General features: G+C 74.3%; 14 protein-coding genes. 11 read left to right on the top strand and 3 right to left on the bottom strand.

All coding sequences use genetic code 11. The annotated features are described in order from the left end of the window. The first annotated feature begins 134 nt into the window (after positions 1 to 134). The 6 genes from GCU56_RS17475 (at position 135) to GCU56_RS17500 (ending at position 7,638) form a co-directional block, all read left to right on the top strand. Positions 135 to 1,853, top strand: a complete 1,719-nt coding sequence (locus GCU56_RS17475) for a RecQ family ATP-dependent DNA helicase (protein ID WP_163483005.1) — start codon at positions 135 to 137, stop codon at positions 1,851 to 1,853. Positions 1,854 to 1,996: 143 nt separating this feature from the next. Then, entirely contained in the window at positions 1,997 to 3,640 is a 1,644-nt protein-coding gene (locus GCU56_RS25285; RefSeq protein WP_163483006.1) for a carbamoyltransferase C-terminal domain-containing protein, read from the top strand. A gap of 180 nt (positions 3,641 to 3,820) precedes the next feature. After that, positions 3,821 to 4,288 carry a DUF4383 domain-containing protein gene (locus GCU56_RS17485; RefSeq protein WP_163483007.1) on the top strand — a complete coding sequence of 156 codons (468 nt, stop codon included), beginning with the start codon at positions 3,821 to 3,823 and terminating at the stop codon, positions 4,286 to 4,288. Between the two features lie 120 nt (positions 4,289 to 4,408). Beyond that, complete coding sequence (locus tag GCU56_RS17490; RefSeq protein WP_163483008.1) at positions 4,409 to 5,620, top strand: acyl-CoA dehydrogenase family protein; 1,212 nt, start codon at positions 4,409 to 4,411, stop codon at positions 5,618 to 5,620. 109 nt (positions 5,621 to 5,729) lie between these two features. Further along, on the top strand, positions 5,730 to 6,242 hold the full coding sequence (locus GCU56_RS17495) for a SigE family RNA polymerase sigma factor (RefSeq protein WP_163483009.1): 513 nt from the start codon (positions 5,730 to 5,732) through the stop codon (positions 6,240 to 6,242). Position 6,243: 1 nt separating this feature from the next. Then, positions 6,244 to 7,638 carry a hypothetical protein gene (locus GCU56_RS17500; RefSeq protein WP_163483010.1) on the top strand — a complete coding sequence of 465 codons (1,395 nt, stop codon included), beginning with the start codon at positions 6,244 to 6,246 and terminating at the stop codon, positions 7,636 to 7,638. A gap of 71 nt (positions 7,639 to 7,709) precedes the next feature. Here GCU56_RS17500 and GCU56_RS17505 read toward each other — a convergent pair whose 3' ends face one another. Then, positions 7,710 to 7,916 carry a hypothetical protein gene (locus tag GCU56_RS17505; RefSeq protein ID WP_163483011.1) on the bottom strand — a complete coding sequence of 69 codons (207 nt, stop codon included), beginning with the start codon at positions 7,914 to 7,916 and terminating at the stop codon, positions 7,710 to 7,712. 53 nt (positions 7,917 to 7,969) lie between these two features. Between GCU56_RS17505 and GCU56_RS17510 the strand changes: the two genes are divergently transcribed. Further along, complete coding sequence (locus GCU56_RS17510) at positions 7,970 to 8,245, top strand: metalloregulator ArsR/SmtB family transcription factor (RefSeq protein WP_163483012.1); 276 nt, start codon at positions 7,970 to 7,972, stop codon at positions 8,243 to 8,245. Between the two features lie 10 nt (positions 8,246 to 8,255). Continuing rightward, positions 8,256 to 8,639, top strand: a complete 384-nt coding sequence (locus GCU56_RS17515) for a VOC family protein (protein ID WP_163483013.1) — start codon at positions 8,256 to 8,258, stop codon at positions 8,637 to 8,639. On the opposite strand, the gene GCU56_RS17520 is transcribed toward GCU56_RS17515, so the two are convergent. Then, positions 8,617 to 9,138: a GbsR/MarR family transcriptional regulator gene (locus GCU56_RS17520; protein ID WP_204332297.1), complete on the bottom strand. Its 522-nt coding sequence runs from the start codon at positions 9,136 to 9,138 to the stop codon at positions 8,617 to 8,619. The two genes, GCU56_RS17515 and GCU56_RS17520, sit on opposite strands and share 23 nt — an antisense overlap. Positions 9,139 to 9,227: 89 nt before the next feature. On the opposite strand from GCU56_RS17520, the gene GCU56_RS17525 reads away from it, so the two are divergent. Continuing rightward, the gene (locus GCU56_RS17525) at positions 9,228 to 10,157 is read left to right on the top strand and encodes an ABC transporter ATP-binding protein (protein ID WP_163483014.1); all 930 of its coding nucleotides are present in this window, start codon (positions 9,228 to 9,230) and stop codon (positions 10,155 to 10,157) included. Next, positions 10,154 to 11,752 (top strand): ABC transporter permease, encoded by a 1,599-nt coding sequence (locus GCU56_RS17530; protein ID WP_163483015.1) that lies wholly within the window; start codon positions 10,154 to 10,156, stop codon positions 11,750 to 11,752. Before GCU56_RS17525 ends, GCU56_RS17530 begins: the two co-directional genes overlap by 4 nt. A 51-nt stretch (positions 11,753 to 11,803) precedes the next feature. Here the strand turns inward: GCU56_RS17530 and GCU56_RS17535 are convergent, their stop codons facing one another. Beyond that, entirely contained in the window at positions 11,804 to 13,393 is a 1,590-nt protein-coding gene (locus GCU56_RS17535) for an LCP family protein (RefSeq protein WP_345771909.1), read from the bottom strand. A gap of 241 nt (positions 13,394 to 13,634) precedes the next feature. Between GCU56_RS17535 and GCU56_RS17540 the strand changes: the two genes are divergently transcribed. Beyond that, positions 13,635 to 14,585, top strand: a complete 951-nt coding sequence (locus GCU56_RS17540; protein WP_163483017.1) for an acyl-ACP desaturase — start codon at positions 13,635 to 13,637, stop codon at positions 14,583 to 14,585. The last annotated feature ends 40 nt before the right edge of the window (positions 14,586 to 14,625 follow it).

Genomic DNA, 14,625 nt, shown 5'->3' on the forward strand with positions numbered 1-14,625 from the left:
GGCGGCACCATAGGTCCGCAGACGCGGAAGCGGCAAGCGACCGGTCTCCGCGAGTGCGGGAGCTTCCGGACTTGCGGCGCCGAGAGTCCCGATCGTGGTGCGGCGGTTTGGGGGCCTCCCGGCCCGGGGAGTGGGTGCCGGTGCCCCGCGCCGCGAAGACCAGCCCCGCCGGGGCGTCCGCCTCCGTCCGTACCCGCCGCCTCCGCGAGGTCGCCAGGGACCTGCTCGGCTTCGAGGACTTCCGGCCCGGCCAGGAGGAGGCGATGCAGTCGGTCGTCGGCGGGCGGGACACGCTCGCGGTGTTGCCGTCGGGCGCCGGCAAGTCCGCCGTCTACCAGGTCGCCGGGCAGCTGACCGACGGGCCGGTGCTCGTCGTCTCCCCGCTCATCGCCCTGCAGCGCGACCAGGTCGACCGGCTCGACGACCTCGACGGGCTCGACGGCGAGGCGGCCCAGCTCAACTCCGCCCTCTCGGCCGCGGACCAGCGGGCCGCACTCGAGGGCCTGGCGGACGGAACGGTCCGCTACCTGTTCCTGGCCCCCGAGCAGCTGGCCAAGCCCGAGGTCGTGGACGCGATCGCCGCCGCGCGCCCGGCGCTGTTCGTCGTCGACGAGGCGCACTGCGTGTCGGCGTGGGGCCACGACTTCCGCCCCGACTACCTGCGGCTGGGCGCCGTGGTCGAGCAGCTGGGGCACCCGACCGTGCTCGCCCTCACCGCCACCGCCGCCCCGCCGGTCCGTGCCGAGATCGTCGAGCGGCTGGCGATGCGCGAACCCGTCGTCGTGGTCGCCGGCTTCGACCGGCCGGAGATCCGGCTGGAGGTCGAGCAGCACGCCGACGCGCACGGCAAGCAGAAGGCGGTACTCGACCGGGTGCTGGCCCAGATCGGCGAGGGCCACGTGCCGGGGATCGTCTACAGCGCGACCCGGAAGGGCACCGAGGAGCTCGCGGCCGAGCTGACCGACCGCGGGCTGCGGGCCCGGGCGTACCACGCGGGCCTGCGCAAGGCCGAGCGCGAGGAGACCCAGCAGGCCTTCATGGACGACGGGCTGGACGTCGTCGTCGCCACGACCGCCTTCGGCATGGGGATCGACAAGCCCGACACCCGGTTCGTCGTCCACGCCGAGCCGGCCGACTCCGTGGACAGCTACTACCAGGAGATCGGCCGCGCCGGCCGTGACGGCGAACCGGCGCTGGCCGTGCTCGTCTACCGGCAGGAGGACCTCGGCCTGCGCCGCTTCTTCGCCGCCGGCGTCCCCGCCGAGGAGGAGCTCCAGCAGGTTGCCGGCCTCGTGAGCGCCGCCGAGGCCGCGGGCCTGGACGACGGCGTCGACGTCCGGCAGCTGCGCGAGGAGACCGGGCGGGCCGCCACCCCGCTCGCCCGCGACCTCAACCTGCTCGAGCAGGTCTCGGCGGTGGTCCTCGACGAGGAGGGCGCCGTCCACGCCGCCGACGGCGCGCCGAGCCCGGCCGAGGCGGCCGCGGCCGCCCGTGAGCTGGCCGAGCACCACGAGCAGGTCGACCAGAGCCGGGTGGAGATGATGCGCGGCTACGCCGAGACGACCGAGTGCCGGCGGCAGTTCCTGCTCGGCTACTTCGGCGAGCAGCTCGCGCAGCCGTGCGGGAACTGCGACAACTGCTCGGCCGGGCTGTCCCGGCAGCAGCCGGGCGCGGCGGACGCGGACACCCCGTTCCCGGCGCAGACACCGGTGCAGCACGCCGAGTGGGGGCCGGGGGTCGTCATGCGGGTCGAGGACGACCGGGTCGTCGTCCTGTTCGAGGAGGTCGGCTACAAGACGCTGGGCGTGGCCGCCGTCGTCGCCAACGACCTGCTGGAGCGCCGGGACACCTGAGGGAGGACCCTGCTGCCCCCACCGCTCGCGGACGCGCGGGGGGCCCCTGCAGCAGGGCCGGAGCTTGGAGCTGCGGGAGCACGGGATCCCGATCATGATCGACCTGGAACCGGACGGACCGGTCCGGCGGGAGGAGTACACGGGTGAAGGTCCTCGGCATCAACGCGATCTACCACGACCCGGCGGCGGCGCTCGTCGTCGACGGCAGGGTCGTGGCCGCCGCGGAGGAAGAGCGCTTCAGCCGCCGCAAGCACGGCAAGCGCCCGCTGCCCTGGAGCGCCTGGGAGCTGCCGGAGCTGTCCGCCGCGTGGTGCCTGGCCGAGGCGGGGATCCACCCCGAGGAGCTCGACGCCGTCGCCTACTCCTTCGACCCCGCCCTCATGGGGACGCCGGAGGAGTCGGGTCTGAACGACCCCGGCGACGTGATGCGCAAGATGTACGCGGAGAAGGCGCCCGAGTTCCTCGCCCATGCCCTGCCCGGCCTGGACCCGGCGAAGGTCCGCTTCGTGAAGCACCACGTGGCGCACGCCGCGTCCGCCGGCCTGGCCGCCCCCACCGCGGACAACTCGGTGCTCGTGCTCGACGGCCGCGGCGAGGCGCACAGCCACCTCGCCGGCCGCTACGTCGACGGCCAGCTGGAGATCCTGGCCGGCCAGGCGCTCCCCCACTCCCTCGGCCTGCTCTACGAGGACCTCACCGACCACCTCGGCTTCCTGCGCAGCAGCGACGAGTTCAAGGTCATGGCGATGGCCTCCTACGGCAAGCCGCGGTTCCTCGGCGAGCTGTCCGAGCTGGTCGTCGCCACCGAGGACGGCGGCTTCCGGACGCCGGAGATCGACTTCTCCGAGTACGCCCCGCGCCTGACCAAGGGCGACGACTGGACCGAGGACCACGCCGACCTCGCCGCCAGCGTGCAGCAGCGCGTGGAGGAGGTGCTGCTCGACCTCGCCCGGTGGCTGCACGCGCAGACCGGCGACCGCACGCTCACCCTCGCCGGTGGCGTCGCGCTCAACTGCGTGGCCAACACCCGCATCTTCGCCGAGACGCCGTTCGAGGACGTGTGGGTGCAGCCGGCCGCGGGCGACTCCGGCACCGCCCTGGGCAGCGCGCTGCACGTGGCCCGGGTCCTCGGCGAGCAGACCGAACCGATGCCCGGCGCCGACCTGGGCCGCGGCTGGACCGACGACGAGATCGAGCAGTGGCTGCGGGTGGCCGCCATCGACTACGAGCGCCCGCGGGACGTCGCGGACGCCGTCGCCGAGGTGCTGGCGGCCAACGGCATCGTCGCCTGGTTCCAGGGCCGCAGCGAGTACGGCCCGCGGGCGCTGGGGCGCCGCTCGCTGCTGGCCCACCCCGGCCACGAGGCCAACCTCGAGCGGATGAACAACGTGAAGGGCCGCGAGCAGTTCCGCCCGGTCGCCCCCATGGTGCTGGCCGAGCGGGCCCCCGAGATCTTCAGCCGGGGACCGATCCCCTCGCGGTACATGCTGTTCGTGCACGACGTCGCCCCGGAGTGGCGCGAGCGGATCCCGACGGTCACCCACGTCGACGGGACGGCGCGGATCCAGACCGTCGACCGCACCGAGGAGCCACTGGTCGCCCGGATGCTGGAGTGCTTCGAGCGGCGCACCGGCCTGCCGATCGTGGTCAACACCAGCCTGAACACCGCCGGCCGGCCGATGGTCGACGACCCCCGGGACGCGCTGGAGTGCTTCGGCTCCGCGCCGGTGGACCTGCTGGCCATCGGTCCGTTCGTCGTCCGCCGTCCGCGCTCCACGCTGGGCTGAACCCCGCGGCGGGCCGGCTGCGGGCCCGGCGGGTGGCCGCGGCCGCCCCGGGGCAGGTGACGGTTCGGCAACGGTCGTCCCCCGAACGGGGCAACACCGTTACGCGCCGACGACCTGGGGTATTCCGGGTGTGGAGCGTCCAGAACAGGGCGCGCCGCGAACCCCACTGGGAGGACCCCCATGTCCGCAGCTTCGAACCGCACCGGTGCCGGCCGGGGAGCCATGACCTGGCCTCAGATGCTGGCCCTGGCCGTCGGGGCCGTCTACCTGCTCATCGGCATCATCGGATTCTTCATCACCGGCTTCGAGAACTTCTTCGGCAACGAGGCCGGGACGCCGCACCACGTCGACGCCAACCTGCTCGGGTTCATGATCAACCCGATGCACAACGTCGTGCACATCCTCATCGGCGTGGCCGGGCTCGCCCTGGCCCGCACGCTGAGCGGGGCCCGCACCTACGGCTGGCTGCTGGCGGTCGGCTACGGCGCCGCGTTCCTGTACGGCCTGTTCGCCGTCGGCAAGGAGTGGGACTTCCTCAACCTGAACTGGGCCGACAACATCCTGCACCTGCTGACCGCCGTCGTCGGTCTGGTCATCGCGCTGGGGCCGGTCCGCACCGCAGTCGGCGGGCGCACCGACCGGGTCTGAGCACCCGCCGGGTCTGCGCACCCGCCGCACCTCCGACCGCCCGGACACCGCCTGGTGTCCGGGCGGTCGTGTGTCTACGCGGCCGCGCGCCGGGCCCTGGCCGGGCGCTAGCGTCCGGGCATGGACTTCACCCTCTCCGCCAGGGCCGAGGACGTCTGCGGCCGGATGTGGGACTTCATGCGCGAGCAGGTCTTCCCCGCCGAGCCGGTGTACGACGCCTGGCGGGCCGCGCGGGGTCACGACGACCACGGGCACCCGCCGGTCCTGGAGGAGCTGAAGGCGGAGGCGCGCGAGCGCGGGCTGTGGAACCTCTTCCACCACGAGCTCGGCGGGCTCTCCAACCTCGAGTACGCGTCGGTCGCGGAGATCATGGGCTGGTCGCCGACCATCGCACCGGAGGCGACCAACAGCGGCGCGCCTGACACGGGCAACATGGAGACGCTCATGCTCTTCGGCACCGGCGAGCAGAAGTCGAGCTGGCTCGAGCCGCTGCTCGCCGGTGAGATCCGGTCCGGGTTCGCCATGACCGAGCCGGACGTCGCCTCCTCCGACGCCCGCAACATCCAGACGTCGATCGTCCGCGACGGCGACGAGTACGTGATCAACGGCCGCAAGTGGTGGACCACCGGCGCGGCCGACGAGCGCTGCCAGGTCTTCATCGTCATGGGCAAGACCGACCCCGGGGGCGCGCCGCACCGGCAGCAGTCGATGGTGCTGGTCCCCCGCGACACCCCCGGCCTGGAGATCGTCCGGCACCTGCCGGTGTTCGGGTACCAGGACCAGCACGGGCACTCGGAGCTGCGGTTCACCGACGTCCGCGTGCCGGTGACCAACATCCTGTCCGGCGAGGGCGACGGCTTCATGATCGCCCAGGCCCGCCTGGGCCCGGGTCGCATCCACCACTGCATGCGCGCCATCGGCATGGCCGAGCGGGCGCTGGCGCTGATGGTGGCGCGGGCGCGGGAGCGGGTGGCGTTCGGCCGTCCCCTGGCCGACCAGGGCACCGTCCGCGAGAGCATCGCGCTCTCGCGGATCGAGATCGACCAGGTGCGCCTCTACGTGCTCAAGACCGCGGACCTGATCGACCGGTTCGGCGCCAAGGGCGCCCGCACCGAGATCTCGGCGATCAAGGTGGCCGCCCCGAAGGTGGCACTCGACGTCATCGACCGCGCCATCCAGCTGCACGGCGGGGCCGGGGTCAGCAACGACACCGTCCTGGCCCGGTTCTACGCCAGCGCCCGCACGCTGCGCATCGTCGACGGCCCCGACGCGGTGCACGTCCGCGGGGTCGCCAAGGAGGAACTCGCCCGCGAGCGCCCCTTCACCGGCTGAAGAAGGACCCCACTCCCCCCTCGCACGCCAGGGTCACGATCGGGTCACGACGGCGTTCGTCCCCCCGCTCCCCTGGCGTCATAGGGGGTGAGGAACGGGGGGAGATCCAGTGGCAGCACGCGACGAGGCGGCCTTCGAAGCGTTCGTGGCCGCGCGGTCGGGCGACCTGCTGCGCACCGCCGTGCTGCTGACCCGCGACCCCGGGCACGCCGAGGACCTGGTGCAGACCGCGCTGGTCACGGCCTACCGACGCTGGTCCCGCATCGACGCGGCCGACCCCTACCCCTACGTCCGGCGGGTCCTGGTCACCAGCGCCGCGAGCTGGTGGCGGCTGCGGACGACGCAGGAGATCGTCGCGCTGCCCCCGCACGACCCGGCCGGCCCGGACGCCACCGAGGACGTCGCCGAGCGGGAGCTGGTCGCCGACGCGCTGGCCACGCTGCCGCCGCGCATGCGGGCCGTGCTCGTCCTCCGCTACGCCGAGGACCTCAGCGAGGCGGCCACGGCCGAGACGCTGGGTTGCTCGGTCCACACCGTGCGCAGCCAGACCGTCCGCGGCCTGGCCCGCCTGCGGGTGCTGCTCGCCGATCCCGCCCCGGCGGCCCTGCTCGAGGAGTGCTGACATGGCCCTGCCCGAACTCGAGACCCGGCTGCGGAACGGCTTGCAGGCCCGTGCCGCACAGGCGCCGCCGGCCCCGCGGGACCTGGCCGCCCGCGTCCGGCAGCGGGCCCGGCAGCAGCGGCGTGCCCGGCTCGCCGTGGCGGGGGCGGGGCTGGCCGCCGCGCTGGTGCTCGTCGGGGTGCCGGTGATCGGCTCCAACCTCGCCACCAGCGGCTCGGGGGAGGTGGCCCGCCCCTCGGAACGGCCGCCGCTGGCCCCTCGGCCCACGCTCTACGACGTCCCGACGCGGGGCTCCCTGGCAGGGGACGACGAGTGGCTGGCGGACGTGGCCGCCCGGAGCTGGCTGCCCGACGACGCCGCGACACTCCCCCCGGGGGTGGAGCTGCCCGATCCGCCGGTGGCCGACCGGCGGGTGGCCTTCGCCGGCGACACCCCCGGCGGGCGGGTGGCGCTGGTCCTCGGCCGGCTGGCGGACTCCCGGCTCGTGCAGGCCTGGTTCACCGGCCCGGCAGGCGCCGAGCCGGGCGAGATGAGCCTGGCCGGGACCTCCGACGCGCCGCGCTTCGAGCCGACCGCCCTGTGGGACGCCGTCGGCGACGAGGCGCTGCTGGTGGTCGTCGGCCTGCCCGGGGACGAGGTGGAGGTGCTCACCGGCCGCACGGTGTCCGCCGACGGCACGACCGAGCCGGAGACCACGTCCGTCGCCATGACCGACGGGGCCGGTGCGCTGCTCGTCGACCTGCCGGCCGCGTGGCCCGGCACCACCGGGGTCTCCGTGCGGCGCGCGGGCCAGACGCAGCCACTGTTCCCGCGCACGCAGACCACCGACGAGCTGGACGCCCGCACCGAGCAGCCGGTCGGCCTGGCCGATCCCCGCGGGCTGGCCACGAGCGTCGACGCGGCGCAGCTGCAGTGGGCGGCCCGGTCGCTGCTCGCCGTCTACGGCCGGCCGGCGGAGGCGCTGCACCCGACGATCCTGGCGGCCGGGCCGGTCGCGGGGGGCTCCGGCAGCTCAGCGGTGCTGCTCGGCGTCACCTTCCCGTCCGGTGCGACGGCCACCCTGCTGCTCGGCTACCGACTGGGCGACGGGCCGGACGGCGCCACGACGAGCTCGCTGACCCACGACGACCCGGCACCGGCCGGGACGGCGCTGCTCGACCGGGTCGTGACCGTCGTCGCGGCGGGCGCCGCGGCGGTCAGCGGCCCCGCGGCGGGCCGGTCGGCGGAGGTCCTCCGCGCCGACGGCAGCGTGCTGACGACCATCCCGCTGGTGGCCGGCGGCGGGGTCGGCAGCCTCGCCGACCCCGGTCCCGACCTCGACGCGGCGTCCGTGCGGATCCGCGACGGCTCGGGCTCGGTGCTGGCAGAGGCACCGGCGACCGTGGTGTCCGAGTGACCGAGCCGCCGTCGGTCATCGCGATGCGGCAGCTGGCCGCCGAGGCGCGGACGCGGCGGCCAGAGCGGTGGTCAGGCGCGGGTGGCCCGCCGGTACAGCACCGCCGCGACCCCCGCCAGGACGACGCCGAGGAACAGCTGGGCGCCGCCGACGACCGCCTGGTCGCTGGCGAACCAGGTGGGTGAGGAGAACAGCAGGACAGCGGCCACGCCCGCGAGGAGGAGCGCGACCAGCCGCTCGCGGCGCGCCGCCCGCCCCGCCGGCTCCGGAGAGGTCACACGGCGACCCTAGGCCCTTGTCAGGCAAGTGCTCACTTGCCTATGGTGGCCCCGTGGGCGACGTGTTCAAGGCCCTCGCGGACCCGACCCGGCGCGCGATCCTCGACGAGCTCCAGGAACGGAACGGCCAGACCCTGTTCGAGCTGTGCACCCGGCTGATCAGCCAGCACGGGTCCACCTCGTCCCGGCAGGCCGTCTCCCAGCACCTGGGCGTGCTCGAGGACGCCGGCCTGGTGCGGACCCGCCGCGAGGGTCGCTACAAGTTCCACGACCTGGACACCACGCCCCTCCGGACCATCACCGACCGGTGGCAGCTGCCCACCGGATGAGGAGGACCCCATGCGGATCAACCTGGCCAGCATCCACGTCGACGACCAGGAGAAGGCGCTGCGCTTCTACACCGACGTCCTCGGCTTCGTGAAGAAGAACGACGTCCCCCTGGGCGAGCACCGGTGGCTGACCGTCGTCTCCCCCGAGGAGCCCGACGGCGTCGAGCTGGTGCTGGAGCCCAGCGACCACCCCGCCGTCGACCCGTACAAGGACGCGCTGGTCGCCGACGGCATCCCGGTCACGTCCTTCGCCGTCGCCGACGTACAGGCGGAGTACGACCGGCTGAGGAGTCTCGGCGTCACCTTCACCCAGGAGCCGACGGCGATGGGCCCGGTGACGACGGCGGTCCTCGACGACACCTGCGGCAACCTCATCCAGATCGCCGCGATGTGACCTCGCCCCGGTCGGCCGCGAGCCGCGCCCGCTCGGCCGGCCACCGCGCCAGCACGCCGGTCATCTCCACCCGGAGGAAGGCCATGAAGTCGCGGGTCTCGGCCAGCCGGCGGCCGCCGGGACGCTCGACACCGAGCACCTCCACGCCGCTGTCGATGGCCTGGACGAACCGGTCGAGGCTGGTCAGCTCGGCCGACACGAACCGGGACCACAGGTCCTGGTCGTCGAGCACGTAGAGGTCGCTGCGGGTACCGGGCTCGCGTTCCCGGACGAAGAAGCCGACCTGGACGAGGTAGCGGACGGCGCCGCTGATGGCGGCGGGACTGACCCCCAGACCGCGGGCGAGGTCGCCGGCGGTGTACCGGTCGGCGTCGTCGGCCAGGGCGTAGGCCAGCACCCGGGCCGGCATGGGCGCCAGCCCGGCCTCTCGCAGGGTGAGCGCGAAACGCTCGACGAACCGCAGCAGCGCGATCCGCTCGCCGTCTCCGTCGTCCGCCACGCGCGCCTCCGTACTCCGATGCAGACGATCACGGTAAGCAGCGTGAAGAACATTCACAACATCGTGAAGGGTGTGTAGCTTCTGACGACATGGAGAGCGCGATCGCCGTCGCCGGACTGGTCAAGACCTTCGGCGACACCCGAGCCCTGGACGGCCTCGACCTGGAGGTGTCCACGGGGGAGGTGCACGGCTTCCTCGGTCCCAACGGCTCGGGGAAGTCCACGACCATCCGGGTGCTGCTGGGACTGCTGCGCGCCGACGCAGGCCGGGTCCGGTTGCTCGACGGGGACCCGTGGCGGGACGCCGTCGCCCTGCACCGCCGGCTGGCCTACGTACCCGGGGACGTCACCCTCTGGCCCGGCATCACCGGCGGAGAGGCCATCGACCTGCTCGGCCGGCTGCAGGGCGGCCTGGACCCGGCCCGCCGCGCGGAGCTGCTCGACCGGTTCGACCTGGACCCGCGCAAGAAGGCACGCACGTACTCGAAGGGCAACCGCCAGAAGGTCGCCCTCGTCGCAGCCCTGGCTTCGGACGCCGACCTCTACGTCCTCGACGAGCCGACGTCGGGCCTGGACCCGCTGATGGAGGCGCTGTTCCAGGACGAGGTGCGCCGGCTGCGGGCGGAGGGGCGCACGGTGCTGCTCTCCAGCCACATCCTCGCCGAGGCGGAGGCGCTCTGTGACCGCGTGAGCATCATCCGGCACGGGCGCACGGTGCAGAGCGGCAGCCTGCGCGAGCTGCGCCACCTCACCCGCACCTCGATGGCGGTGGAGACCGCCCGCCCGGTCACCGGCCTGGCCGACCTGCCCGGCGTGCACGACCTGCGGTCCGACGACGGCCGCGTGCACTTCGACGTCGACACCGACGCGCTGGACGCCGTCGTCCGGCACCTGGGCGGCTTCGGCGTCCGGTCGCTCACCAGCACGCCGCCGACCCTGGAGGAGCTCTTCCTCCGCCACTACGGCGAGGACCTGACCGAGAACGGGCTGGTGCGCACGCCTGAGGCGGTGCGGTCGTGAGCCCGCGCGGCCCTGCCCTGGCGGGCACCGGCACGCTGCTCCGCTTCGGCCTCCGCCGGGACCGCCTGCGGCTGCCGGTGTGGGTGGCCGTGGCGACCCTGCTCGTGGTGACCCAGTCGATCTCCAGCCAGACGCTCTACGACTCCCCGGAGGACCTGGCGGCCTACCGGGCGTCGATCGGCAGCAACGCCGCGACGATCGCGCTGGCCGGGCCCCCGGTCGGGCTGGACACCGTGGCCGGCGCCGTCGCGTTCGAGATCTCCGCCTTCGTCGTCCTCGTCGTCGCCCTGATGGCCATGTCGACCACGGCGCGGCACACCCGCGCCGACGAGGAGGCCGGGCGCACCGAGCTGGTCCGCGCGACCCGGGTCGGCCGGCACGCGCCGCTGCTGGCCGCCGTCCTCCTCAGCGGGATGGCCTGCGTGGTGACGGCGCTGGGCATCGGTGCCGCCGCGACCGCCACCGGGTTGCCCGCCCGCGGGTCGGTGCTCCTCGGCGCATCGGTGGGGGCCGCCGGCCTGGTCTTCACCGGGGTGACCGCGGTCGTCGCCCAGGTCACCGGCTCCACCCGGGCCACCTACGGGATCGTCGGCGCCGTCTTCGGCGTCGCCTTCGTGCTGCGGGCGGTTGGCGACATCGAGGGCAACGGGCTGGTCTGGACCTCGCCCATCGGCTGGGCGCAGGCCGTGCACCCCTACTCGGGCGACCGGGTGGCGCCGCTGGTGCTGTGCCTGGTCGCCGGGGTCACCCTGTTCGCCCTCGCCGTCGCGCTGCTCGACCGCCGGGACCTGGGCGCGGGCCTGGTCGCCCCCCGGCCGGGGCCCGCGACCGCGCCGCGCGGTCTGCACTCGCCGCTCGGCCTGGCCCTCCGGCTCCAGCGGGGCGCCCTCGCCGGCTGGGCCGTCGGCCTGACCCTCCTCGGCCTGGTCTACGGCGCGCTCGCCGAGTCGGTGGAGACGCTGTTCGCGGACAACCCGGAGGCCCGGGCCTTCCTCCCCGACGCCGCCAGCCTGGTCGACGCCTACCTGGCGACGACGCTGGCGATAAACGCCCTGCTCGCCGGCGCGTACGCGGTCTCCTCGGTGCTCCGCGCGCGGGGGGAGGAGGCGGCCGGCCGGGCCGAGCCGGTGCTGTCCACCGCCACCAGCCGCACTGCGTGGCTGGGCAGCCACGCGACCATGGCACTGCTGGGGTCCGCCGTCCTGGTGGTGCTGTCGGGCGCAGCCACCGGGGCGGTGCGAGCGGCCGCCACCGGGGACGTCGGGCAGCTCCCCCGGCTGACCGGGGCCGCACTGGCCCACCTGCCCGCCGTCTGGGTCCTGGCCGGGGTGGCCCTCGCCCTCTCCGGGTTGCTGCCGCGGGCGGCCGCCGCCGTGGCCTGGGCCGCGGTGGCCTACGTGGTCGTGACCACCGTGTTCGCCGAGTCCCTGGACTGGCCCGGCTGGGTCGACGACCTCTCGCCGCTGGCCTGGACCCCGACCGTGCCGATCGAGACCCTCCGGATCGCTCCGCTGGCCACCCTCGCGGTGGTGGCGGCAGCGCTGGTCACGCTGGCTCTGGCCGGGTTCCGCCGGCGGGACCTGCTCGTCGGCTGAGCAGGAGACCCGGCGGCCCCGACCGGCCTCCGTGCGACGACGGGTCCTCCGTCAGTCGGCCTTGTTGGGCGGCTCGCCCTCCTGCCGGGCCGCCTCGGCCTGCACCGGGTCGTAGGCGCACACGTCGCCGACGTCGGTGACGGCCACCGGGTCCGTCGCGGGGGCACCGCCCGTCGGCGGCACCGTCGGGGCCGGCGTCGGGACCGACGGCACGGGGGTCGACGGTGCCGGCGACCCGTTGGACGGGGAGTCGTCGGCCACCGGTGGTGCGATCGCCTCCTGGACGATCTGCCGCATCCGGTCGTAGTCGGGATAGGCCGGGTCGATCAGGTGGGTGTCGAAGACGACGCTGCGCACGGGCGTGTTCTTCACCAGCAGCCCCAGGTCGACGAAGTCGTCGAGGGCGGACCGGGGGATGTCGGTGCTGACGATGTCCTGCGTCGTCGCCGCGAGGTCCTGGTACCGCTGCAGCAGGGTGACCGGGTCGGCGGCGTCGATGATCGCGTCGATGGTGCACCGCTGCCGCGCCATCCGGTCGTAGTCGCTGAGCCCGAAGCGGCCCCGCGCGAAGTCCAGCGCCCGCCGGCCGTCCATGTGCTGGGCCGGGCCGGGCTCGATGTAGTCGTCGGGCAGCTCGCCGGTGCCGGGGTCCCCGTTGATCGGCACGTAGTAGTTGACGTTGACGGTGACGCCGCCGAGCGCGTCCACGAGCCGGCTGAACCCGTCGAGGTTGACCAGCACGAAGTAGTCGATGGGCAGCCCGAGCGCCTCACCCACCCCGAGCTTGAGGAAGTCGGCGCCCGGGTCGGCGGTCGGGCCGAGGACGTCGGGGTTGTCCGTCGGCCCGTTGCGGTAGACGGCGTTGAGCAGGCTCTCGCTCTCGCTGCCGGACTCGAAGCCGTCGGGGTAGACCTCGGCCAGCGGGCTGTCCGCGGGGAAGGGCAGGTCCTGCAGGTTGCGGGGCAGGCTGAACAGCGTCGTCTGGCCGGTGTCGGTGGCGATGCTCGCGACGATGACGGTGTCGGTGCGGACGCCGTCGCGGCCGGCACCCCCGTCGCCGCCGAGGAGCAGCACGTTGACCCGCTCCTGGTCGCCGAACGGGTCGGGGGTGTCGACGACCGTGGCCGAGTCGCGGTCGGCGAAGACCTCGTCGATGAGCCCGCGCTGGGCGCTGGCCACCTCGGTCACCCGGTAGGCCGGATAGCCGATGCCGGCCAGCAGCGCCAGCACGACCACCCCGCCCAGGACGTGCCGCCCGGCTGAGGTCCGGTGCGGCAGCAGCATGCGGTAGCCGGCGACCACGATCGCCATCCACAGCAGCGCCACGACCACCACGCCGACGACCAGCCAGGTCAGCGAGCCGGAGTCCACGGCGATCTGCAGCGCCGTCCGGCGGCCCCCGGTCGCCAGCCAGACCCCGCCGCCCACGAGCAGCAGGAACAGCACGAGGGTGACGCCGCCGAGAAGCCGCCGACCGGCGGCGAGGAACGCGGTGCCCGGGACCACGGCGCCGACGGCGGTCAGCGCCAGGGCCGACCGGAAGCGCCGGCCACCCGGTTGCCGGCCGTGCGCCGACGGCGGGATCGGCGGCAGTGGACGCGAGGCGCCGATCGGCCGGGTGTGGTCCCAGTCGTCGGTCACGCGCGCGCCTCCGCGGGCCGGATCCCGGTCATCCGGCCATGGTCCCACTCCCGGGCGGTCGACACCGCCTCGGCGCCCGCTCCACCTGCGCGGACGATCCGCGCAGCCGTGAGATGCGTGACAGCTGGGGTCCGTGGGCACAGTGGGGGACGTCGTCGCCACGTCACGGCGGCGCAGGTCACCCCGCCGGAGGCCGACCAGGCCACCCCGGCGCTCGCCGATCCCGTCCCCGGAGGTCCGCATGGCACAGACGTCCCCGCACGCGGCGGTGCTCACGGAGCTGGAGCCGGTGGTCGCCGAGAACCTCGACCGCCACATCGCCATCGCCAAGGAGTGGCACCCGCACGACTACGTCCCGTGGGACGAGGGCCGGAACTTCGCCTTCCTGGGCGGGGAGGACTGGTCGCCAGAGCAGTCCCGGCTCGACGAGTCGGCCCAGGCGGCGATGTTCGTCAACCTGCTGACCGAGGACAACCTGCCCAGCTACCACCGGGAGATCGCCACCCGGTTCGGTCGCGACGGGGCCTGGGGTCAGTGGGTCGGCCGCTGGACGGCAGAGGAGAACCGGCACGGCGTGGCGCTGCGGGACTACCTGGTGGTCACCCGCGGCGTCGACCCGGTCGAGCTCGAACGGGCGCGGATGGACTACATGACCACCGGCTACGACTCCGGGGACAAGACGCCACTGGAGGCGCTGGCCTACGTCTCGTTCCAGGAGCTGGCCACCCGGGTCTCGCACCGCAACACCGGCCGGGCCACCGGCGACCCGGTGGCCGACAAGCTGCTGGCCCGCATCGCGACCGACGAGAACCTGCACATGGTCTTCTACCGGAACCTCATGGCCGCGGCCTTCGACATCGACCCCGACCTGGCGATGCGCGCGGTCACCGCCGAGGTGGTCGGCTTCGAGATGCCCGGCGCCACCATGACCGGGTTCCGGAAGAACTCGATGATCATCGCGAAGGCCGGCATCTACGACCTGCGGCTGCACCACGACGAGGTGGTCAGCCCGGTCCTGCGCGCCTGGAAGGTCTTCGAGCGCACCGACCTCGGCCCCGAGGGCGAGCGGGCCCGCGAGGAGCTCGCCGAGTTCCTGACCGGCCTCGACGCCCAGGCCACCCGGTTCGTCGAGAGCCGCGAGCGCATGCGGGCCCGCATGGCGGCCAAGGGCCAGGTCCCGGTCCACGTCTGAGAGAGGGCCCGTCCTCCCCACCCTTCGCAGGGCGGGCCCC

It is taken from the genome of Geodermatophilus sabuli, assembly GCF_010686765.1.
Classification (GTDB): domain Bacteria; phylum Actinomycetota; class Actinomycetes; order Mycobacteriales; family Geodermatophilaceae; genus Geodermatophilus; species Geodermatophilus sabuli_A.